The following is a 20738-nucleotide window of genomic DNA, read 5'->3' on the forward strand; positions in this document are numbered from 1 at the left end:
ATGTGTTTTATTGTTCCGCTAATAATTTTTGAATGGAAGGTAAATCTGCAGGAGCGAAAGAAAGCTCAAGCAATTGCTGACGAGGAACCCATTTTGCTTCAGCGTGTTCCAATATTTGTGGAGTACCTTCGACAATAGTGGCTAGATAAGTTTCTAGGTGAACGAAAAATGGTTCATATTCATAAAGAGTTTGCGTTACTGGATCACCAACTTGAATGATGCAGTTGAATTCTTCAAGGATTTCTCGATAAAGTGCTTGCTGAGGAGTTTCGCCGGATTCAATTTTACCACCAGGGAATTCCCAATAATTAGCGAGCACCATATGGGTATTTCTTAAAGCACAAAAAATTTCTTGTCGATCATTTTCAATTATGGCACCAACTACATGGATTGTTTTTTTCATCCGCATCCCCTTTTTTGATACTGTAAAATTACTGAGAAATATGTATGATTATAGCATAATGGATTTATTAGAGCTGTACTAAAATTATACTTGTCTTAGAAAAATAACAGTTTTCTCACATAGCTATGAAATTTGGTATTTCCTAAGGTATAATAATGGTCAATATATAGGAAAAAGGCGGTAATAGGTAGCAATGAAGAGAATCGAATCTACGCAAAATGCGTTAGTGAAATATTGGAAAAAATTGGCGACAACAAGAAAAGAGCGGGAACGATCAGGTGAATTCATAGTCGAAGGCTTTCACCTCATAGAAGAAGCATTAAAACATAAGGAGCAAGTCCTACAGATTATTGTGCGTGAAGGTGTAGATTTACCGATGCTATGGCCAATTGATGGAATCGCTATTGTAGAGGTGACGTCAGTAGTAGCGAAGGAATTTGCTGAAACAGAAACGTCACAAGGTGTTTTTGCTATTTGTAAACAGCCTGTTTTAGAGGAGGAAGCGAAGACATCTTGGCGTAAAGTGCTATTGATCGATGCTGTTCAAGATCCAGGTAATATTGGGACAATGATACGTACAGCTGATGCTGTTGGGTTAGACGCTGTTATTTTAGGGAAGGGTTGTGCCGATATCTACAATCCTAAAACATTACGAGCTGCACAAGGCTCACATTTCCACATCCCTGTAGTACGTGAAGAATTAACAGAATGTGTCGACTTTTTACAGGATCAAGGAGTACCTGTATTTGGTACGGCATTGGATGAAGACGCGGTGCCTTATAGCGACATTCATCATACTGGTGCATTTGCGATTATAATGGGGAATGAAGGAAGTGGTATTCAGCCACAGCTTTTAGCAATGACAGACCAAAATATAATCATTCCTATTTTGGGTCAGGCAGAATCACTAAACGTAGCTGTTGCAACCGGTATAGTTCTATATGGTTTTGTGAGATAATTAAGTGATTCATGCTTGTTGCTAGTTGTCCCTTGATTTGCAACAGTTTATTATTGTATAATTAACTCTAAAATGTAAGTTTAAATATGAAATGCTATGACCGGGAAGTAGTAAAAATTGTGAATGGACGACAGGGAGCGTGTGGCCGGAGATTGAGAGCCAACGCCGTACCGATGCAATTTTGAATTCAGCCCGTGAGCAGCTACCGGGACCAGCCTAATGCTGTAAAGGTAAGCCGGCTTTATCAAGTCGTTATGTCAATGAAGTGATTGTAAGGATATTGGGCCTTGCAATAACTAGGGTGGTACCGCGAATATGTCCTCGTCCCTTTTTTAGGGGCGAGTTTTTTTTATGCCTAAAAACAGGCGTTAATTTTCTAGGGAGGTTTTAACATGGAAGAGCAATTAAAGCAATTAGAGCAAGAAGCACTTGCTAAAATTGAAGCGGCAGCAAGTCTAAAAGAATTAAATGAAGTACGTGTTGCATATTTAGGGAAAAAAGGGCCTATTACTGATTTATTAAAAGGTATGGGTAAATTATCAGCTGAAGAGCGACCAAAAATGGGTGCTTTAGTGAATAATGTTCGTGAAAACGTAACGGCAGTATTAGAGTCAAAGGTTGCTGTACTTGAAGAAGCGGCTATTGCTGAAAAATTAGCAAGTGAGTCGATTGATGTTACTTTACCTGGACGTGCAATAAAAGTCGGGAATCGTCATCCATTGACACGTGTTATTGAAGAAATTGAAGATTTATTTATTGGCATGGGCTATGAAATTGCAGAGGGTCCTGAAGTAGAGAAGGACTACTATAACTTTGAAGCATTAAATTTACCAAAGGGTCATCCTGCTCGTGACATGCAAGACTCGTTCTATATTTCCGAGGAAATATTATTACGTACCCATACATCACCTGTACAGGCTCGTACTATGGAAGCTAAAAAAGGTGAATCTATTCGTATCATCTGTCCAGGAAAAGTATTCCGTCGTGATAATGATGATGCCACTCACTCACATCAATTTATGCAAATTGAAGGTTTAGTAATTGGGGAAAATATTCGTATGAGTGATTTAAAAGGAACTTTAGATACCTTAGCAAAAAAAATGTTTGGTGCTGAACGTGAAATTCGACTTCGTCCGAGCTTCTTCCCATTCACAGAACCATCTGTTGAAATGGATATCTCATGCTTTAAATGCGGTGGTGCAGGATGTAACGTATGTAAGAGCACTGGCTGGATTGAGATACTAGGAGCAGGTATGGTTCATCCAAACGTCTTAGAAATGGCTGGCTATGATCCGAAGAAAGTTTCTGGTTTCGCATTTGGTATTGGTGCAGAGCGTATTGCCATGTTGAAATATGGTGTCGACGATATTCGACATTTCTATACAAGTGACACTCGTTTCTTATCACAATTCGAGCGAACAGAGGCGTAAGGGGGATAAAATATGTTAGTATCATTAGAATGGTTAAAAGAATATGTCAATACACAGGACTTAGCACCTGAGCTATTAGCAGAAAAAATTACACGCTCAGGGATTGAAGTAGACGCAGTCATTGATCGTGCGAATGCAATGGATAAAGTTGTAGTCGGATATGTTGTATCAAAGGATAAACATCCAGAAGCCGATAAATTAAATATTTGTCAAGTTGATGTTGGAGAAGAAGAGCCTCAACAAATTATTTGTGGTGCTCCCAATGTAGATGCTGGTCAAAAAGTAATTGTGGCTCGCCCAGGTGCCCATTTGCCAGGCGGTATTAAAATTAAAAAGGCCAAACTCCGAGGACATGAATCAAATGGCATGATCTGTTCATTACAAGAGCTTGGTATTGAAGGAAAGCTTGTTCCTAAAGCCTATTCTGAGGGCATTTACGTGCTTCCGGAGGATGCGGAAGTAGGAACTGACGCGCTAGCCATTCTAGGCTTACGCGATACGGTGCTAGAGCTTGGTTTAACACCAAATCGCTCAGATGCACTTTCAATGCTGGGTGTAGCGTATGAGGTGGGTGCTATCCTGTCAGAGGAAGTAAAGTATCCAAATATCGCTTATCAAGCTGCCAATGAAAAAGCAGAGGATTTACTAAAGCTTCGCGTGGAAGATATGCAAGCAAATCCAATGTACGTCGCAAAAGTTGTGAAAAATGTCAAAATTGGTGAGTCTCCAATGTGGCTTCAAAATCGTTTGATGGCAGCAGGTGTGCGCCCGCATAATAACGTAGTGGATGTGACGAATTATGTGTTAATGGAATATGGTCAACCACTTCATGCCTTCGACTATGATAGCCTAGCAACGGGTGAAATCGTTGTTCGTAAAGCGACAGATGGTGAGAAAATCACAACTTTGGATGATCAAGAACGTACATTAAGAGCGTCAGATTTAGTTATTACGAATGGCAAAGAGCCAGTTGCTATAGCTGGTGTAATGGGTGGTGCTAATTCTGAGGTAACGGATTCTACAACGACTGTTGTCATTGAATCAGCTTATTTCGATGGCTTAACAGTGCGTCAAACATCTCGTCATCTTGGCCTTCGATCAGATGCATCTGCTCGCTTTGAAAAAGGGGTGGACCCTAACCGTGTTTTACCTGCTGCCGAACGTGCTGCAACATTACTTGCTGCATTAGCTGGTGGTGAAGTATTGGAAGGAACATGTATAGTAGACGAGTTAGACAAAACACCAGCACGTGTTGTCGTTTCACCAGATTTTATTAACGAACGTTTAGGCATGAAGATCGCATTAGAGGATATGCTTTCTATTTTAGAGCGCCTAAAATTCGGAGTAGAAGCTGCAAATGGTTTATTAATTATTGATGCACCAACACGTCGTCAGGATATTAAAATCGAAGAGGATATCGTAGAGGAAATTGCTCGACTTTATGGCTATGATGAGATTCCAATGACATTACCAGAAGGTGCAACACAAGTAGGTAGTTTGACATCTTATCAAGCTAATCGTCGTGTTGTTCGTAGCTATATGGAGGGGGCTGGTCTGTATCAAGCTGTGACGTATTCATTAACATCTGATGCGCTGTCACAACGATTTGCATTGAAAGCCGAGCCAGTAACTCGTTTACTAATGCCTATGAGCGAAGATCGCTCTACACTACGACAAAGCCTAGTTCCACACTTAATCGAAGCAGCAGCCTATAATGTTGCCCGCCAAGCAGACAGTGTAGCACTATATGAAATTGGCTCAGTATTTCTTGGTCAATCGGAGGAAGGACAGCCTTTCGAAGAAGAGCATCTAGCAGCAGTCCTTACAGGGAAATGGCTAGATCACGCATGGCAAGGTGAGAAAAAGGCTGTAGATTTCTTCGTCTTAAAAGGTGTTATCGAGGGTGTCATTGGCAAGCTTGGTCTAGGAAATCGTATTTCATTTGAAAAAGCACAAATTGATGGATTACATCCAGGTCGTACAGCTAGCATATTATTAGATGGCGAGCAAGTTGGGATCATAGGTGGACTACATCCTGCAGAGGAAAAAGCATGGGGTGTAAAAGATACTTATATCATGGAAATGAATCTCGTTGCTCTATTAAATGCAACAAATCAAGAAGCGCCACTTGCTTATACACCAGTACCTCGTTTCCCTGCAATGTCTCGTGATATTGCGCTCATTATGGACCGTATAACAACTGCAGGTGAAGTCGTTAAAGCTATTAATGAAGCCGGCGTGAAATTATTGAAGGATATCCGTGTATTTGACGTTTACGAAGGTGAGAAAATGGAGCAAGGGAAAAAATCTGTAGCATTCTCACTCACATACTTCGACCCAGAACGTACGTTAACAGATGAAGAAGTAGTAGCTGCACACAATAAAGTACTAAAAGCAATTGCTACAATCGACGGTACAGAGGTACGCTAAAATTTATAATAAAGACTGTCGTTTTAGATGGTCTTAAACTTAGTCAAAAGTCATCGAGAAGTTTACTCTCGATGACTTTTGTCATTTTTCTTTCTCTTTTATTTTCAATATTTAGTAAATCATTGCTATCCAACATTCTCTTCGAGCATAGATGCTCTCTTAAGCTGTCTGCCACGTCCAAATAGCTAGTTTCTTTAAATTCATGGCAGCAAAAGTAAGCATCGCCTGCATGGACCATTTTTTTAGACATCTTAAGGTTGTCCATCGCTTACCATGCTTTTCTTTTGCATCCGCAAAGACACGCTCAATCGTTTCTTTGCGCTTGGCATAAATTTGTTTGATGTCATAGGAATGGCGTAAATGTTCAGCTTCCTCCACATACGACGCCCAAATATGACGTTGAATGAGTTTTTGATGATGCTTACTTTCTGTACATTGGGAAAGGCATGGACACTTCGCACAAATCAAAGGATTCGATTTATATTGGCGATATCCTTCCTTCGTCGTTGTCGCATACTTCAATATCTGCCCTTGTGGGCAAAGATAACAATTATAGTGCTCGTCATATATATACTCATGCTTTCGGAAGAATCCATCTTTCGTTTTAGGGCGTGTATATGGAAGAACAGGCAACATTTGATTCTCTAACAAAAAGTTCGTAATCGCTGGTGTTTTATAGGCTGCGTCTGCCGCAACAGCTAATGGTTTTTGAACGTTTTGAATGACCCTTTCCACAAGTGGCTACAATACATGGCTATCGTGCACATTTTCCAGAGTCACAATGGCACCTAAGACAAAGCCTTATAAAGGATAGATAAATGAAAAATCAATAGCAGCCTCTAGTTTTCGCACTAAATGATTGTTGGGAACTAATGGATCAATCGTTAACATTTCTAATTGTTCTCGTTCATTGGATGGATTCTTCGTCATCATCGTTTATCACCTCAAAAATTTACTTTTCAACACCCTATGTAGATGGAGTACTTTATGTAGAAGTTGATGGGAACGAAGGGCAGCGACTCCTGCGGGAAAAGCGGGAAAGTCGAGATCCTGGACTGAGCGAAGCGAGGGAAGCAGCTCGACCCCGCCCGCGGAAAGCATCCGCCCGTAGTGGAAATCAACGGCTTTACTTTATTTCATTGTAAAAGAAAAAAGACTGTCATATAGACAATCTTTTTTAGTGGCTAATTTATATATAGTAGTTTTTTAAATCATCTTTCTCGCTTTTTCTGTATTAGCAAAATGCCATTTTGTAATGGAGCGTAGAAATTCTTCGCCTTGTTTACGCCAAATACGTGCAGCTTGCACATCTACCTTGTTTGAGGCCCCTTTCATTAACTCTAGACCCGCTATATCACTTAGACGATCCATTTCCTTTAAAAACGCAGCACGAGCTAGAATGGATGCTGTGGCCACGGCTACATGCAATTGCTCAGCTTTAGTAGAAAAGTACACGCTTTCCTGTACAATTTCTCGTTCGTTTTTTAAGTAATTGTAATAAACACCCCGTTCTGCAAACTGATCAATTAAGATACATTCAGGTGTTTCGGGAGCCATTTTTGCCAGGGTGTTGTGCAGTGCCTTGTTGTGCATCATGGCTTTCATTTTCCCTTGGGAATAGCCTTTTGCTTGTAGGCTGTTATATTTTTCATTGCGTAAGATGAGAACACTATGAACGCAGGCTGCTCGTAAATCAGGAGCAATTTTCCGCATATAATCATCCGATAACATTTTTGAGTCTTTGACACCAAGCTCATTGATTAGTTCAATTTTGGATGAAGGTACATACACGGCAGCTACTGTCATGGGGCCAAAATAATCCCCTGTGCCTGTTTCATCTGAGCCTAATACGGACATCGATGCAAATTGGTCTGGTAGTGTATCCCCCTTTGCCCCAATAATAGCTGATTTCGAATTCGGTGTTTTTTCAATTGTCCCCCAGCGGGCAGCTTCACGCTCAGCGCCACCACCTTGAAACATTAATTTTCCTGATTTATACATTGTTATGGAGGTATCTGGTAGTTTTGCGGCGAAGATTACACCAGCAGCCTTACGTTCAATATAGTTGGCTGCATAGTATGCCATCACCTCTTTTTGAATATTTGTTGAAATGGAAAGCACAATATTTGACATTTAATCGATCCTTTCTGTCCTCATTGTTCACAATTTTATACCTTTCATGGTATGATAATAAATAGCTTTTTTGTGTGATGGTGCTAGCAAGCGAAAAAAATCTTGCGAGTATCGAATTTATAGGAGGGTGCGACTATGGAAAAACAAGAAAAGAATAAAATTTCTGTGGAAATATATGGTCATACATATAAAATGGTCGGCTTGGAATCCATTGGCCATATGCGACTTGTTGCTTCGATTGTTGATGACCGTATGCGCGAGATGAACGTACATAATCCCTCACTTGATAGCACAAAACTTGCTGTTCTGACAGCAGTAAATACAGTACATGATAATTTACTATTAAAAGAGCGGCTGGAGCAACTGGAAGAAGAATTGAAAAAATTAAAGGGTTGAAGAGAATGTTAGATTTAATCATATTAGTGGTACTGTTAGCTGGAATTGGTGTCGGTGCAAAACGTGGTTTTATTGTACAAATGATGCACATTGTCAGCTTTATAGTAGCCCTAATTGTTGCGTATATTTATTATAAGCCATTAGCACAAAAATTTGTATTTTGGGTTCCATATCCAGGAGTTACTGATACAGGTAGTCTTGGTGTCGTGATAGACAGTCTAGATTTAGACCGCACATTCTATCGTGTAATTGCTTTTGCGGTTATTTTCTTCGCCGTAAAAATAACATTGCAAATTGTGGCATCGATTTTTGACTTTATCGCTTATTTACCTGTACTGAACACAGTAAATCGTTGGCTAGGAGCGCTGTTCGGCATGATTGAAAACTATTTAATTATGTTTATTTTGCTATACGTATGCGCTTTACTACCGATTGATAGCATACAAAATTTAATGTCGAAGTCATTGTTAAGTGGTCTTATTTTAGAGCATACACCGGTCATTACAAAGATGTTCCAAAACTGGTGGTATATTTATATGCAATAGTCAACTATGCACTTCTCTCTGTTTTGAGAGAAGTGTTTTTACGATAGGAGGAATTATTGGTGAATAAAAAAACCATTATTCGTACACTCGAAAAAATTGCTCTGTACATGGAATTGCAAGGTGAAAATCCATTCAAGGTATCTGCTTTTCGAAAAGCAGCCGCAGCACTTGAAGGAGACGAGCGTTCATTAAGTGAAATGGATGATGTAACCAAACTTAAAGGTATTGGCAAGGGGACGGCTGCTGTTATTGAGGATTTGATGGTAACGGGTGAATCGAGTTTGCTAAAAGACCTAGAAGAGATTGTACCTAAAGGATTATTGCCATTGTTAAAGTTGCCAGGTTTAGGTGGAAAAAAGATAGCCAAGCTTCACCAAGAGCTAGGCATCGATTCAGCGGAAAGCTTAAAGGAGGCTTGTGAAGCAGGCAAGGTTCGTGAATTAGCCGGCTTTGCTGCCAAAACAGAAGAGAAAATTTTAAAGGAGCTTGCCAATTTAGCTAATCGTTCTGAGCGTTTACCCATTTGGCAGCTAGAGCCTGTGGTTTTACAAATAGAGGCCCTTCTAGATAGTATGGAGGAAGTGGAACGTTTTTCAGTAGCTGGAAGTTTCCGGCGGGCAGTGGAGACTAGTAAAGATATTGATTTTATTGTTGTAACAGAAGCGGTTGAGGTAGTCCGTGAAAATTTAATAAATACATTAGCCATTCAAGAGGTTGTTGCAGCAGGAGATACAAAAATCTCGGTGATTTTGGATTTAGATGAGCCAGTCAGCGTTGATTTTCGCTTAGTGAAGGACAAGGAATATGCAACTGCCTTGCATCATTTTACCGGCTCTAAGGACCATAATGTACGCATGCGCCAACTTGCAAAAGCGCGAGGAGAAAAAATTAGTGAATATGGTGTAGAGCAGGAAGATGGTACGGTTCTAACATTTCAAGATGAAGCGGCATTTTTTGCTCATTTTGATTTACCTTGGATTCCACCTAGCTTACGTTCAGGGACAAAGGAGTTTGACAAAACAGAGGAAATACAAAAATTAGTTCGACTTGAGGATATTAAGGCTGATTTGCATATGCATACGACGTGGTCGGATGGTGCATATTCTGTTGCAGAAATGGGCAAGGCATTACTAGCACATGGCTATCAATATGGCGTTATTACGGATCATTCTCAATTTCTAAAAGTCGCAAATGGTTTAACACCAGAGCGTTTAAAAAAACAGCGAGTGGAAATTGAAGCTTTTAATGAAGCTCACCCAGAATTTCATTTATTTACAGGTACAGAAATGGATATTTTACCGGATGGAACCTTAGATTTTGATGATCAAGTATTGCGGGAATTAGATTTTGTGATTGCTTCTATCCATTCAAGTTTTACACAATCACAGGAAAAAATTATGGCACGCCTACTGACAGCTATGCAAAATCCTTATGTCCATATGATTGCCCATCCTACAGGGCGAATTATTGAAGATCGTGATGGCTATAATCCTAATATGAAACAGTTAATTGCCTGGGCGAAGGAATATGGTAAAATTTTAGAGTTAAATGCCAACCCTTACCGTCTTGATTTATGTGTTGAACATTTAGAAATGGCTTTAGCAGCAGGTGTACCAATAGCAATTAATACGGATGCCCATGATTCGACACATTTACGTTTTATGGATATTGGAGTTCGCTATGCCAATAGAGCATGGATACCAAAAGATTTGATTGTGAATACATGGACGCGTGATCAATTTGAAGCGTTCATACGACGAAATAAATAGGTTGAGGAGGTGTTCTCAGTGATTGCAGAACGCGCATTGAAAACACTAGAATACGATAAAGTACGGCAACAAGTGGCTACCTATTGTACTTCTTCAATTGGGAAATCAGCCATCGAGGAGCTTGTACCACAGACTGATTATGATAAAGTAGTACAACTATTAGAAGAAATGGATGAGGGTTTATCCATTTTACGTGTAAAAGGTAATGTACCGATGGGTGGGATATTTGATGTTCGACCATCTGCAAGAAGAGCACAAATAGGGGGCATGTTAGCAGCGATAGAGCTAATGGAAATTTCTAGTACAATTCGAGCTAGTAGAATTCTCCGCAATTTTATCGAGGATTTAGAAGCCGATGAAGTAATTGAGATTCCACATTTCATCGCTAAAAAGGAAACAATGCCTGTATTAACGGGATTACAGCATGAAATTAATAACTGTATTGATGATAACGGAGCCGTTTTAGATTCGGCTAGTACAACTTTACGAACTATTCGCCAATCCTTACGCTCGGAAGAAGCCAAGGTGCGTTCTAAATTGGAGAGCTTAATCCGTGGCAGTAATGCATCGAAAATGCTATCTGATACACTTGTTACAATTCGGAATGATCGCTTTGTCATTCCTGTCAAGCAAGAATATCGTCATCATTACGGTGGAATCGTCCATGACCAATCCTCTTCTGGACAAACATTATTCATTGAGCCAGATTCTATCGTCCAAGCGAATAATGAAATTCATCGTTTGAAAATGAAAGAACAGGCTGAGGTTGAAAGAATTTTACTAGCTTTAAGTGCAATGGTGCAAGATGTAGCACCAGATTTATTTAACTTAGTAAAGGTATTAGGGGATATCGATGTCATTTTAGCTAAAGGCAAGTATGGCCAAGCCAATAAGTGTACAATGCCTAAAATGAATCAGGACGGCTATATCCGCCTTGTTCGTGCACGCCACCCTCTGTTACCAATAGATATAGCTGTGCCAAACGATATTGAGTTTGGGAAAGACATAACAGCAATAGTCATTACGGGTCCAAATACAGGTGGTAAAACGGTCACTTTAAAAACAGTTGGCTTGTGTACATTAATGGCTCAAGCAGGGTTACCGGTACCAGCATTGGATGGATCTCAGCTTGCTGTGTTTAAACAATTGTTTGCTGATATTGGAGATGAGCAATCTATAGAGCAATCGCTTTCCACATTCTCATCTCATATGGTCAATATTGTCGACATCTTACAAAAATTTGATCATGAGTCACTTGTTCTATTTGATGAGTTAGGAGCAGGGACGGACCCACAAGAAGGGGCAGCTTTAGCCATTTCTATTTTAGATGAGGTGCATGGTCGTGATGCTCGTGTGATGGCTACAACTCACTATCCTGAACTCAAAGCATACGGTTATAATCGACCTGGTGTTGCCAATGCCAGTGTAGAATTTGATATTGAAACATTGAGTCCTACCTATCGTTTATTAATTGGTGTTCCTGGACGTTCAAATGCATTTGAAATATCCAGTCGCCTTGGTCTCCCAGAGTCCATTATTGAGCGTGCTAAAGGCTTTACAGGAACAGATCGACATGAGGTTGAATCGATGATTGCTTCATTAGAGGAAACACGTCGTCAATCGGAGGATGATGCAGAGCGTTCCCATGCATTATTGTTAGAGTCAGAGAGCTTACGTAAAGAGCTACAAGATAAATTGCAAGCCTATGAAGAGCGTAAAGAGGCACTTGATAAGAAAGCTAAAGAAAAAGCTCGTAAAATTGTAGAAGAAGCGAAACGTGAAGCGGAAGGTATTATTGCTGAGCTGAGAGAAATGCGTAAAAATGCCGACCAAGTTGTTAAAGAGCACGAACTGATTGAAGCACGTAAACGTTTGGAAGAAGCAACACCGCTTGAAAATAATAAAGTACTAAAAAAAGCTGCACAAGTAAAAGCCCGTGCACAAAACTTAGTTGTCGGGGATGAGGTAAAGGTGTTAAGCTATGGTCAAAGAGGTACTTTGTTAGAAAAAGTTTCGAATACTGAATGGGTTGTCCAAATGGGGATTTTAAAAATGAAAATCTCTGATAGTGATTTGGAGTATATTAAACCTGAAAAAGAGCCTATTGTACGAACAGCTGGTGTAAAAAATCGAAATGGCCATGTGAAATTAGAATTGGATTTGCGTGGAGAGCGCTATGAAGATGCAATTTTAAGGACAGAAAAGTATATTGATGATGCTTTACTCGCGAATTATGGTCGTGTATCTATTATCCATGGTGTTGGTACTGGGGCTTTACGCCAAGGTATTCAAAGCTATTTGAAAAACAATAAGCGTGTGAAATCCTTCCGTTTTGGTGAAGCCGGCGAAGGGGGCTTAGGCGTCACAGTTGTTGAATTGAAATAAGCTATAAAGGGGACGGAGAAAGATGCTGAATTCTGGCTTTTGGCGATATCCAATTATCGAAACGGCAGGATACTTTAGTGTTGTTGTGTTATGTTTAGTCGTGTCGATGGCATTGTTCGAAGTCGTGACGAAGTATAAAAATTGGGAAGAAATTAAAAAAGGTAATGTAGCTGTGGCACTTGCAACAGGCGGAAAAATACTAGGAATTTGTAATATTTTTCGTTTTTCCATTGCTCGTCATAGTACATTAAGTGAAATGATTGGCTGGGGTCTTTTTGGTTTTACGCTGTTAATTGTTGCCTATTTCTTATTTGAATTTATGACACCTCGTTTTAATGTTGATCAAGAGATTGCCAATGATAATCGCTCAGTTGGTTTCATTTCCTTTACCATTTCAGTTGGTCTATCGTTTGTAATTGGGGCAAGTATTGCATAGGAGTGTCATGACATGGAAAAATTAGCAAAGGTACTAATCATTGTCTGTATCGCATTTTTGGCAGTGGGCGTCTATTATATGATGACTATTTAAACATTTGAACGCATCCTTTTAAAGGGTGCGTTTTTTATTGAGCTAGCTTATTGCAGGTAGCCTCAACTAAATTTACGAAAGACTTGAGAGAAAAAATATTTTTCAAATATAGAAATACGTAGGTTATTTTTAATCTGAAAGACTTGAGAATGAATGAGTGTTCATCGTATCTAACCGCACAAATACTATATAGAATAAGTCATAATAATGTTGTTAAATGCATAATAATTAATCGAAAATACGTTTATTTTCTATTTTCTGTTTGAAAGTGCATTTCTTTTTCATTATAATAAAATTAAGAATTGACAAAGTTTGGGACAAAGGGGAGAGGACGTATGACAGCAAAACCATGGCTAGCAAATTATCCTGAAGAAGTACCATCGTCTTTAACGTTTGAGGAAATTCCAGTGCAAGAGTTTTTGACACGCGCCTATAAAAAGAATCCATCAAAAATAGCGATTCATTTTATGGGGAAGGATTTGACGTACACCGAACTATATGAATCTGCTTTAAGATTCGCAAACTATTTACAATCATTAGGTGTGGAAAAGGGAGACCGGGTGGCCATTATGTTACCTAACTCGCCTCAAAGTGTAATCGCTTACTACGGTGCCATGTATGCGGGTGCTGTTGTCGTACAAACAAATCCACTTTATACTGAACGTGAGCTTCAATATCAAATGGCAGATTCGGGTGCAAAAGTTATACTTGTGATGGATATTTTGTACCCAAGAGTTATGAAAATTATCAAAGACACTGCCCTAGAAAATGTCATTGTGACAGCCATCAAAGACTATTTACCATTCCCAAAAAATTTAGTCTATCCATTTATTCAAAAAAAGCAATATGGCTTTAGTGTCAAGGTTGAACATAGTGGACAAAATCATTTGTTTTCAGAAATAATGCGCTCTGCACCAATCAAGGTAATGGATCATATTCCTTTTGATTTTGAAGAAGACCTAGCATTACTTCAATACACAGGTGGTACAACCGGATTCCCGAAAGGAGTCATGCTTACCCATAAAAATTTAATAGCCAATACGACAATGTGTGATGCATGGATGTATAAATGTGTACACGGTGAAGAGGTTATTATGGGTATCCTACCATTCTTCCACGTCTATGGTATGACAACGGTTATGCTTTTATCAGTTTTCACTCAAAATAAAATGGTGCTTTTACCGAAATTTGATGCGGAAACAGCATTAAAGACAATCGATAAGCAAAAGCCGACCCTTTTCCCTGGTGCGCCAACCCTATACATTGGTTTATTAAATCATCCAGACATTGCTAATTATGACTTATCATCTATAAAGGCCTGCCTAAGTGGTTCAGCTTCTTTGCCAATTGAAGTGCAAGAGAAATTTGAAGAGGTCACAGGTGGAAAATTAGTAGAAGGTTATGGATTAACTGAAACATCGCCAGTGACACATGCTACTCCCATTTGGGGCAAGCGGGTGATTGGCTCGATTGGATTACCTTGGCCTAATACAGAAGCAGTTATTCTGCGGACAGGGGATACTGAAGAATTGCCAGTTGGAGAAGTTGGTGAAATTGCAGTAAAAGGGCCACAAGTGATGAAGGGCTATTGGAATCGTCCAGAGGATACTGCCGCTACATTTGCAGATGACTGGTTTTTAACAGGAGATCTTGGCTATATGGATGAGCAAGGCTTTTTCTATGTAGTGGATCGTAAAAAAGATTTGATCATTGCTGGAGGCTTTAACATCTATCCTCGAGAGGTTGAGGAAGTGCTATACGAACGAGAGGAAATCCAAGAATGCGTTGTAGCAGGTATACCTGACCCTTATCGAGGAGAAACGGTAAAAGCTTATATTGTTTTAAAAGAAGGGTATTCGATTACAGAAGACGAATTAAATAAATATTGCCGTCAGCATCTAGCGGCATTTAAAGTTCCACGGTATTATGAATTTAAACAGGAGTTGCCAAAAACAGCCGTAGGTAAAATTTTGCGTCGTACATTAGTGGAAGAAGAAAAAACGAAAATGGCGAATAAAGAAGCGAAATAAATACGTGTTAAAGTATTGACAAGCAATGGTGTAAAATATAATATGAAAATATGAATGAATGACCATTCATATTTTCATATTTTTTTAGGTTCTCACGTCATACGTGATTATGTTGACGTGCGCATGTTTTTTAGGTGGTGATATAAAAGTGAAACGAGATAAGCCAAAATATAAGCAAATTATTGATGCAGCTGTCATCGTTATTGCGGAGAATGGGTATCACCAAGCGCAAGTATCGAAAATCGCCAAACAGGCTGGGGTGGCCGATGGAACTATCTATTTATATTTTAAAAATAAAGAAGATATATTAATTTCTGTCTTTAATGAAAAAATGGCTGTTTTTGTAGAGTCATTACAAGATATAATAGAAAATGGGAATACGTCTAAAGACAAACTTTCCCGAATGATTGAAAATCATTTTAATGTTCTAGCGACAGATCGATACCTAGCAACCGTCACGCAATTAGAGCTTCGCCAATCAAACAAAGACTTACGACTAAAAATTAATTCGGTATTACGTGAGTATTTACATTTACTTGATCAAATTTTAATCGAAGGTATGCTTTCAGGTGAGTTCAATCAAACGATGGATGTACGCTTGGCACGTCAAATGGTTTTTGGAACAATCGATGAAACTATTACGTCGTGGGTTATGAATGACTATCGATATGATTTGATGGAACAGGTTCCGAAGGTTCAGGCATTAATCCTGAACGCCATAAAAGGTTAAAAGGATGTGGAGAAATGGAATTTCTAAGTTGGAAAGTGGAAGATGGGGTAGCAAATATTACAATTGCACGTCCGCCAGCAAATGCGTTATCACGCGGTATTATTGCAGAAGTAAATTCTGTGCTAGATGCTGTAGAACATGATGATGCTGTAAGAGTCCTTGTACTTCATGGTGAAGGCCGTTTCTTCTCTGCAGGTGCAGATATTAAAGAATTTAATGGGGTAGAATCTGGAGAAGAGTTCACGAAGCTAGCTAGCAATGGACAGCAAGTATTTGAGCGTGTGGAATCGTTCCCTAAGCCAGTTATCGCAGCTATTCATGGTGCAGCATTAGGCGGTGGGCTTGAGCTAGCAATGAGCTGTCATATGCGCTTTGTTACGGAATCAGCGAAACTAGGTTTACCAGAGTTACAATTAGGTCTTATTCCTGGCTTTGGCGGTACACAGCGATTACCACGTTATGTTGGTGTAGCAAAGGCTGCTGAAATGATGTTTACGAGCGAACCGATTTCTGGTACAGAAGCTGTGCAATGGGGCTTAGCAAACCGTGCATTCTCAGAAGAGACACTTTTAGAGGAAACGCTAAAAATTGCAAAGAATATTGCAAAGAAGAGTCCAATTGCTTTGAAGGCAGCTATTCAAACATTGCAATATGCAAAGCATGCTTCATTTTATGAAGGTATTGATGCGGAAGCAAAATCCTTTGGTACAGTGTTCGTCACAGAAGATGCAAAAGAAGGAATTCAAGCATTCATTGAAAAGCGTGAGCCTATGTTTACTGGCAAATAATTTTCCCATATGTCGATAGCAACAAACAAGTATGTTATCGATGTTATTGAAACTAAATATATATAATATTTATAAGTTTACTTAGAATTATAAAACGTTCCAGGAGGTATGGATATATGAATATTTTTGCATTAATTAAACGTACGTTTGATACAGAAGAAAAAATCGTTGTGTCGGGTGGTAAAATCCAAGAGGACGGCGCAGAATTCATCATTAACCCTTACGATGAATATGCCATCGAAGAAGCAATCCAAGTGCGTGACGCTGCAGGTGGAAAAGTGACAGTAGTGACAATTGGCGGCGAGGATGCTGAGAAGCAATTACGTACAGCTTTAGCAATGGGCGCAGATGAGGCAGTGCTCATCAATACGGAAGATGATTTAGACGAATTAGACCAAAATGCTGCTGCTTATTTATTAGCAGAATACTTAAAAGATAAAGATGCTGATTTAATTTTAACAGGAAATGTTGCGATTGATGGTGGTTCAGGTCAAGTGGGTCCACGTGTTGCAGACTTACTAGATATTAATTATGTAACAACGATTACAAAACTTGAAATTGATGGAACTTCTGCGAAAATTGTTCGTGATATAGAAGGGGATTCAGAAGTAATTGAAACTTCTTTACCACTGTTAGTAACAGCTCAACAAGGTTTAAATGAGCCACGTTATCCATCCCTACCAGGTATTATGAAAGCGAAGAAGAAACCGCTTGCAGAACTTGAGTTAGATGATTTAGATATCGATGAAGACGATGTAGAAGTGAAGATTGAAACGATTGATATCTTCTTACCAGCTCAAAAAGCAGCAGGCCGTGTGCTTGAAGGCGACCTTTCTGTACAAGTAAAAGAACTGGTAAATCTACTTCATACGGAAGCAAAAGTAGTTTAAAAAATCGAATCTTAAAGGGTAACGGAGGGAATATGCTATGTCAAAAAAAGTATTAGTATTAAGTGAAGTTCGTGAAGGAAGCTTACGTAATGTTTCTTTCGAAGCAATTGCAGCTGCAAAACAAATTGCTGATGGTGGCGAGGTTGTAGGGGTACTTTTAGGGGATGCTGTAGCAAATTTAACAGGTCCATTATTTGAGTATGGTGCTGATCGTGTTGTAACGGTGGAACACCCACATTTAAAACAATATACATCTGATGGCTATAGCCAAGCACTACTAGCTATTATTGAGCAAGAAAAGCCAGCTGGCATTGTCTTTGGCCATACGGCAAATGGAAAAGATTTATCGCCAAAAATCGCAAGTAAATTACAGGCAGGTCTTGTATCTGATGTTACTACAATTGAAGGCGCAGGCGATGATGTTGTATTCATTCGACCAATCTACTCTGGTAAAGCTTTTGAAAAGGTGAAGGTAAAAGACGGTATCGTATTAGTATCTATTCGTCCAAATAACATTGCACCTTTAGAAAAAGTTGATGGTAAAACAGGAGATGTTTCGGCAGTAACTGTAGAAATTACAAACCTTCGCACAATTATTAAAGAGGTTGTTCGTAAATCTTCAGAAGGTGTTGACTTATCAGAGGCAAAAGTTGTTGTTGCTGGTGGTCGCGGTGTGAAATCTGAAGAAGGATTTGAGCCACTGAAAGAGCTTGCTGACTTATTAGGCGGTGCGGTTGGAGCATCTCGTGGTGCATGTGATGCTGAGTATTGTGACTATTCACTTCAAATTGGTCAAACTGGTAAGGTTGTAACTCCAGACCTTTATATTGCAGCTGGTATTTCAGGGGCAATTCAGCATTTAGCAGGAATGTCAAATTCTAAAGTAATTGTTGCTATTAATAAAGATCCTGAAGCAAATATTTTCAAAGTAGCAGACTATGGAATTGTTGGAGATTTATTTGAAGTAGTTCCGTTATTAATTGAGGAATTTAAGGCTCTAAAAGTGAATGCATAAACGTTATTGCAGGGAGGGATGATCCTTCCTGCTTTTTTAATTTTCTAAGAAAGTAGCTGCTATTTGAAAATTATTGCAAAATAAAATATTGACATAATTAACAGATACGATTATAGTGTTGAATAATCATTAAATATTCAAATAATGTTTTTAAACGCAAAGATTAGGAGTAGTAAAAGCTCATTATTCGGTAAAGAGAGCTGCGGGTTGGTGCAACGCAGACCAATAAGACTTTGAACTTGCCTAGGAGTGGTAAGATAAATAGAATTGTCGGATTATTCTATTTGTTTGACGATTGACCTTCGTTACAAGGTTTTAAGTTGGGTTCATAAAGAACCAATTAGAGTGGTACCGCGGTTTGCTTATGGCATATCGTCTCTTCTTTCATTTGATGATGAAGGAACAGACGGTATGCCTTTTTTGATTTTTAGGAGGTAAGAAAGTGGAAAAGAACAATCAACAACAATTAAAAAGAACAATGACCTCGCGTCACATTACGATGATGGCATTAGGTGGTGCCATTGGCGCAGGATTATTTAAAGGAAGTAGTGCAGCCATTGATATGGCAGGTCCATCGGTGCTTATAGCCTATTTATTAGGGGGCATTATTTTATTATTTGTTATGCAAGGTCTCGCAGAAATGGCAGTCCGCAATAAGGAAGCAAGAACGTTTAGAGATTTAGTCGAATCCGTTTTAGGCAAATATCCTGCTTATTTTTTAGACTGGATTTATTGGAAGATGTGGGTATTAAATATTGCAGCAGAATCTGTTGTCGCCGCTATTTTTATACAATATTGGTTGCCTGAATACCCAATTTGGATATTGGCGTTATCTGTTTCGGTGCTAGTGACAGCTATTAATCTGTTATCCGTGAAGATTTTTGCTGAAACGGAATACTGGCTAGCATTGATTAAAATTACGGTTATTATTGTATTTATTATTGCAGGACTCATTTTATTGCTTGTCTCATTTGGTCAACATAGTGCTGTAGGTTTTTCTAACTTAACCTCGCACGGCGGTTTTTTCCCAAATGGATCAATGGGATTAATTGCAGCTATGCTTGTGGTGATCTATTCCTATGGTGGAACTGAAATCATTGGGATTACATTAGCTGAAACAAAAAATCCTGAAAAGGTAGTACCAAAAGCTGTGCGCAGTACATTAGTACGTATTGTTACTTTCTATTTACTGCCATTCTTTATTATCGTTAGTTTGATTCCTTGGAATGAAGTGAATGGAGTACCAGAAAGTCCATTTGTAATGGTATTTAAAATGATCGGAATTCCTGGTGCGGATCATATAATGAATGCTGTAGTGTTACTTGCTATTATTTCTTCTATGAATTCGGGCCTTTATGGTTCGTCACGTGTACTTTATACACAAGCAGTAGACGGGCGTGTTCCTAAAATTTTTGCTCAATTATCCAAAAGAAATGTTCCCGTATATGCGATTTTGATGTGTACATTAGCGTTATATTTAGGTGTCATCGTTTCGTTATATGCTGGAAGCAAGACATTTGATTTTCTGATGGGATCACTTGGATATACTGTGCTATTTATTTGGTTAATTATTGCCATAGCTCATCTGAAATCAAGAAAAAAACAATCAGCAAACTCAAGTGTGTATGAAGTGAAATGGTACCCTTATACTACATGGATTGCGATTATTGCACTGAGTACGATCTTAATTGGTATTATTTTTACCACTTCAATAATCGTGACGGGTATTACATTAGCCATCTACATTTTTATTACGTTAACTTATTTATGGAAAGGCCGTTATCAACAAAATTAATCGGTACGTTTAATTTTCGACAAGGATTTTCATAAAAAATACATTACAGGCAGATTGTTCGCTCAAGTGAATTTATCCATGCTATACTACAATCATAGTAAGTTTAAGGAGGATTTCAAATGGCAATTGTACATGCAACAGATGCTACGTTCCAAAGTGATATTAAAGAAGGGTTAGTATTAGTGGACTTTTGGGCTGCTTGGTGCGGACCTTGTAAAATGATCGGGCCAGTTCTTGAGGAAATGGATGCTGCAGGTAGCGCGGCTAAAATTGTAAAAGTTGACGTAGATAATAACCAAGGTACTGCAGCTGAGTATCAAATCATGTCAATCCCATCATTATTATTATTTAAAGATGGAGAATTAGTTGACAAAACTGTAGGCTTCCAACCAAAAGAAGCTTTAGAAGCATTTATCGCAAAACATGCGTAATGAATGAAGTTCACAAAAGCCGGACCATCAATTGATGTGTTCGGCTTTTTTTCGTTATATACTATAGAAAGATAAAATGAT

General features: G+C 38.9%; 18 protein-coding genes, 1 pseudogene and 1 other annotated feature. Of the genes and pseudogenes, 15 read left to right on the forward strand and 4 right to left on the reverse strand.

Going from position 1 to position 20738, the window contains the following annotated elements; translation table 11 throughout:
• Positions 1 to 7: 7 nt before the first annotated feature.
• Positions 8 to 403 (reverse strand): (deoxy)nucleoside triphosphate pyrophosphohydrolase, encoded by a 396-nt coding sequence (locus ACOZBY_RS05965; protein WP_031416407.1) that lies wholly within the window; start codon positions 401 to 403, stop codon positions 8 to 10.
• A 193-nt stretch (positions 404 to 596) separates the two neighbouring features.
• Here ACOZBY_RS05965 and ACOZBY_RS05970 point away from each other — a divergent pair, with 193 nt between their 5' ends.
• From ACOZBY_RS05970 to pheT, 3 genes are all read left to right on the forward strand, one after another.
• The gene (locus ACOZBY_RS05970; protein WP_031416406.1) at positions 597 to 1361 is read left to right on the forward strand and encodes a TrmH family RNA methyltransferase; all 765 of its coding nucleotides are present in this window, start codon (positions 597 to 599) and stop codon (positions 1359 to 1361) included.
• A 392-nt stretch (positions 1362 to 1753) separates the two neighbouring features.
• The gene (gene pheS, locus ACOZBY_RS05975) at positions 1754 to 2791 is read left to right on the forward strand and encodes a phenylalanine--tRNA ligase subunit alpha (RefSeq protein ID WP_422761772.1); all 1038 of its coding nucleotides are present in this window, start codon (positions 1754 to 1756) and stop codon (positions 2789 to 2791) included.
• Positions 2792 to 2803: 12 nt separating this feature from the next.
• Positions 2804 to 5221, forward strand: a complete 2418-nt coding sequence (pheT, locus tag ACOZBY_RS05980; RefSeq protein ID WP_036217381.1) for a phenylalanine--tRNA ligase subunit beta — start codon at positions 2804 to 2806, stop codon at positions 5219 to 5221.
• A gap of 159 nt (positions 5222 to 5380) precedes the next feature.
• Here pheT and ACOZBY_RS05985 read toward each other — a convergent pair.
• The 3 genes and pseudogenes from ACOZBY_RS05985 to rnhC form a co-directional block, all read right to left on the reverse strand.
• Positions 5381 to 6022: pseudogene (locus ACOZBY_RS05985) on the reverse strand (transposase); the annotation flags it as partial.
• Complete coding sequence (locus ACOZBY_RS05990; protein WP_422761774.1) at positions 6023 to 6154, reverse strand: hypothetical protein; 132 nt, start codon at positions 6152 to 6154, stop codon at positions 6023 to 6025.
• 273 nt (positions 6155 to 6427) lie between these two features.
• Positions 6428 to 7354 (reverse strand): ribonuclease HIII, encoded by a 927-nt coding sequence (gene rnhC, locus ACOZBY_RS05995; RefSeq protein ID WP_031419388.1) that lies wholly within the window; start codon positions 7352 to 7354, stop codon positions 6428 to 6430.
• Positions 7355 to 7489: 135 nt separating this feature from the next.
• Here rnhC and zapA point away from each other — a divergent pair, with 135 nt between their 5' ends.
• The 12 genes from zapA to trxA all read left to right on the forward strand — a co-directional run bounded on the left by zapA (position 7490) and on the right by trxA (position 20657).
• Positions 7490 to 7750, forward strand: coding sequence for a cell division protein ZapA (gene zapA, locus ACOZBY_RS06000; RefSeq protein WP_012295575.1), 261 nt, complete (start codon positions 7490 to 7492; stop codon positions 7748 to 7750).
• Between the two features lie 5 nt (positions 7751 to 7755).
• Positions 7756 to 8295, forward strand: a complete 540-nt coding sequence (locus tag ACOZBY_RS06005; RefSeq protein WP_012295574.1) for a CvpA family protein — start codon at positions 7756 to 7758, stop codon at positions 8293 to 8295.
• A 59-nt stretch (positions 8296 to 8354) separates the two neighbouring features.
• On the forward strand, positions 8355 to 10064 hold the full coding sequence (gene polX / locus ACOZBY_RS06010; RefSeq protein ID WP_031419386.1) for a DNA polymerase/3'-5' exonuclease PolX: 1710 nt from the start codon (positions 8355 to 8357) through the stop codon (positions 10062 to 10064).
• Between the two features lie 18 nt (positions 10065 to 10082).
• The gene (locus ACOZBY_RS06015) at positions 10083 to 12449 is read left to right on the forward strand and encodes an endonuclease MutS2 (RefSeq protein ID WP_422761777.1); all 2367 of its coding nucleotides are present in this window, start codon (positions 10083 to 10085) and stop codon (positions 12447 to 12449) included.
• A gap of 22 nt (positions 12450 to 12471) precedes the next feature.
• A complete protein-coding gene (locus ACOZBY_RS06020; RefSeq protein WP_008179180.1) occupies positions 12472 to 12885 on the forward strand; it encodes a DUF350 domain-containing protein in 414 nt (137 codons plus the stop codon).
• A gap of 428 nt (positions 12886 to 13313) precedes the next feature.
• On the forward strand, positions 13314 to 15008 hold the full coding sequence (locus tag ACOZBY_RS06025) for an AMP-binding protein (protein WP_031419385.1): 1695 nt from the start codon (positions 13314 to 13316) through the stop codon (positions 15006 to 15008).
• 148 nt (positions 15009 to 15156) lie between these two features.
• Positions 15157 to 15738, forward strand: coding sequence for a TetR/AcrR family transcriptional regulator (locus ACOZBY_RS06030; RefSeq protein WP_025114529.1), 582 nt, complete (start codon positions 15157 to 15159; stop codon positions 15736 to 15738).
• A gap of 14 nt (positions 15739 to 15752) precedes the next feature.
• The gene (locus ACOZBY_RS06035) at positions 15753 to 16526 is read left to right on the forward strand and encodes an enoyl-CoA hydratase (protein ID WP_036162289.1); all 774 of its coding nucleotides are present in this window, start codon (positions 15753 to 15755) and stop codon (positions 16524 to 16526) included.
• A gap of 116 nt (positions 16527 to 16642) precedes the next feature.
• Entirely contained in the window at positions 16643 to 17416 is a 774-nt protein-coding gene (locus ACOZBY_RS06040) for an electron transfer flavoprotein subunit beta/FixA family protein (protein ID WP_012295569.1), read from the forward strand.
• Between the two features lie 37 nt (positions 17417 to 17453).
• On the forward strand, positions 17454 to 18431 hold the full coding sequence (locus ACOZBY_RS06045) for an electron transfer flavoprotein subunit alpha/FixB family protein (RefSeq protein ID WP_031419381.1): 978 nt from the start codon (positions 17454 to 17456) through the stop codon (positions 18429 to 18431).
• A gap of 150 nt (positions 18432 to 18581) precedes the next feature.
• Positions 18582 to 18814 (forward strand) — a binding site (T-box leader).
• A gap of 95 nt (positions 18815 to 18909) precedes the next feature.
• Complete coding sequence (locus ACOZBY_RS06050; protein WP_036217373.1) at positions 18910 to 20226, forward strand: amino acid permease; 1317 nt, start codon at positions 18910 to 18912, stop codon at positions 20224 to 20226.
• 119 nt (positions 20227 to 20345) lie between these two features.
• Positions 20346 to 20657: a thioredoxin gene (gene trxA, locus ACOZBY_RS06055; RefSeq protein ID WP_008179170.1), complete on the forward strand. Its 312-nt coding sequence runs from the start codon at positions 20346 to 20348 to the stop codon at positions 20655 to 20657.
• The last annotated feature ends 81 nt before the right edge of the window (positions 20658 to 20738 follow it).

It is taken from the genome of Lysinibacillus sp. NPDC056220, from assembly GCF_049315265.1.
Classification (GTDB): Bacteria; Bacillota; Bacilli; order Bacillales_A; family Planococcaceae; genus Lysinibacillus; species Lysinibacillus pinottii.

What these genes read in the sequence shown, in the direction of transcription:
- ACOZBY_RS05965 (WP_031416407.1), bottom strand. Translation starts at nt 403, where the DNA reads ATGAAAAAAACAATCCATGTAGTTGGTGCCATAATTGAAAATGATCGA.
- ACOZBY_RS05970 (WP_031416406.1), top strand. Translation starts at nt 597, where the DNA reads ATGAAGAGAATCGAATCTACGCAAAATGCGTTAGTGAAATATTGGAAA.
- pheS (WP_422761772.1), top strand. Translation starts at nt 1,754, where the DNA reads ATGGAAGAGCAATTAAAGCAATTAGAGCAAGAAGCACTTGCTAAAATT.
- pheT (WP_036217381.1), top strand. Translation starts at nt 2,804, where the DNA reads ATGTTAGTATCATTAGAATGGTTAAAAGAATATGTCAATACACAGGAC.
- ACOZBY_RS05990 (WP_422761774.1), bottom strand. Translation starts at nt 6,154, where the DNA reads ATGATGACGAAGAATCCATCCAATGAACGAGAACAATTAGAAATGTTA.
- rnhC (WP_031419388.1), bottom strand. Translation starts at nt 7,354, where the DNA reads ATGTCAAATATTGTGCTTTCCATTTCAACAAATATTCAAAAAGAGGTG.
- zapA (WP_012295575.1), top strand. Translation starts at nt 7,490, where the DNA reads ATGGAAAAACAAGAAAAGAATAAAATTTCTGTGGAAATATATGGTCAT.
- ACOZBY_RS06005 (WP_012295574.1), top strand. Translation starts at nt 7,756, where the DNA reads ATGTTAGATTTAATCATATTAGTGGTACTGTTAGCTGGAATTGGTGTC.
- ACOZBY_RS06020 (WP_008179180.1), top strand. Translation starts at nt 12,472, where the DNA reads ATGCTGAATTCTGGCTTTTGGCGATATCCAATTATCGAAACGGCAGGA.
- ACOZBY_RS06025 (WP_031419385.1), top strand. Translation starts at nt 13,314, where the DNA reads ATGACAGCAAAACCATGGCTAGCAAATTATCCTGAAGAAGTACCATCG.
- ACOZBY_RS06035 (WP_036162289.1), top strand. Translation starts at nt 15,753, where the DNA reads ATGGAATTTCTAAGTTGGAAAGTGGAAGATGGGGTAGCAAATATTACA.
- ACOZBY_RS06040 (WP_012295569.1), top strand. Translation starts at nt 16,643, where the DNA reads ATGAATATTTTTGCATTAATTAAACGTACGTTTGATACAGAAGAAAAA.
- ACOZBY_RS06045 (WP_031419381.1), top strand. Translation starts at nt 17,454, where the DNA reads ATGTCAAAAAAAGTATTAGTATTAAGTGAAGTTCGTGAAGGAAGCTTA.
- ACOZBY_RS06050 (WP_036217373.1), top strand. Translation starts at nt 18,910, where the DNA reads ATGACCTCGCGTCACATTACGATGATGGCATTAGGTGGTGCCATTGGC.
- trxA (WP_008179170.1), top strand. Translation starts at nt 20,346, where the DNA reads ATGGCAATTGTACATGCAACAGATGCTACGTTCCAAAGTGATATTAAA.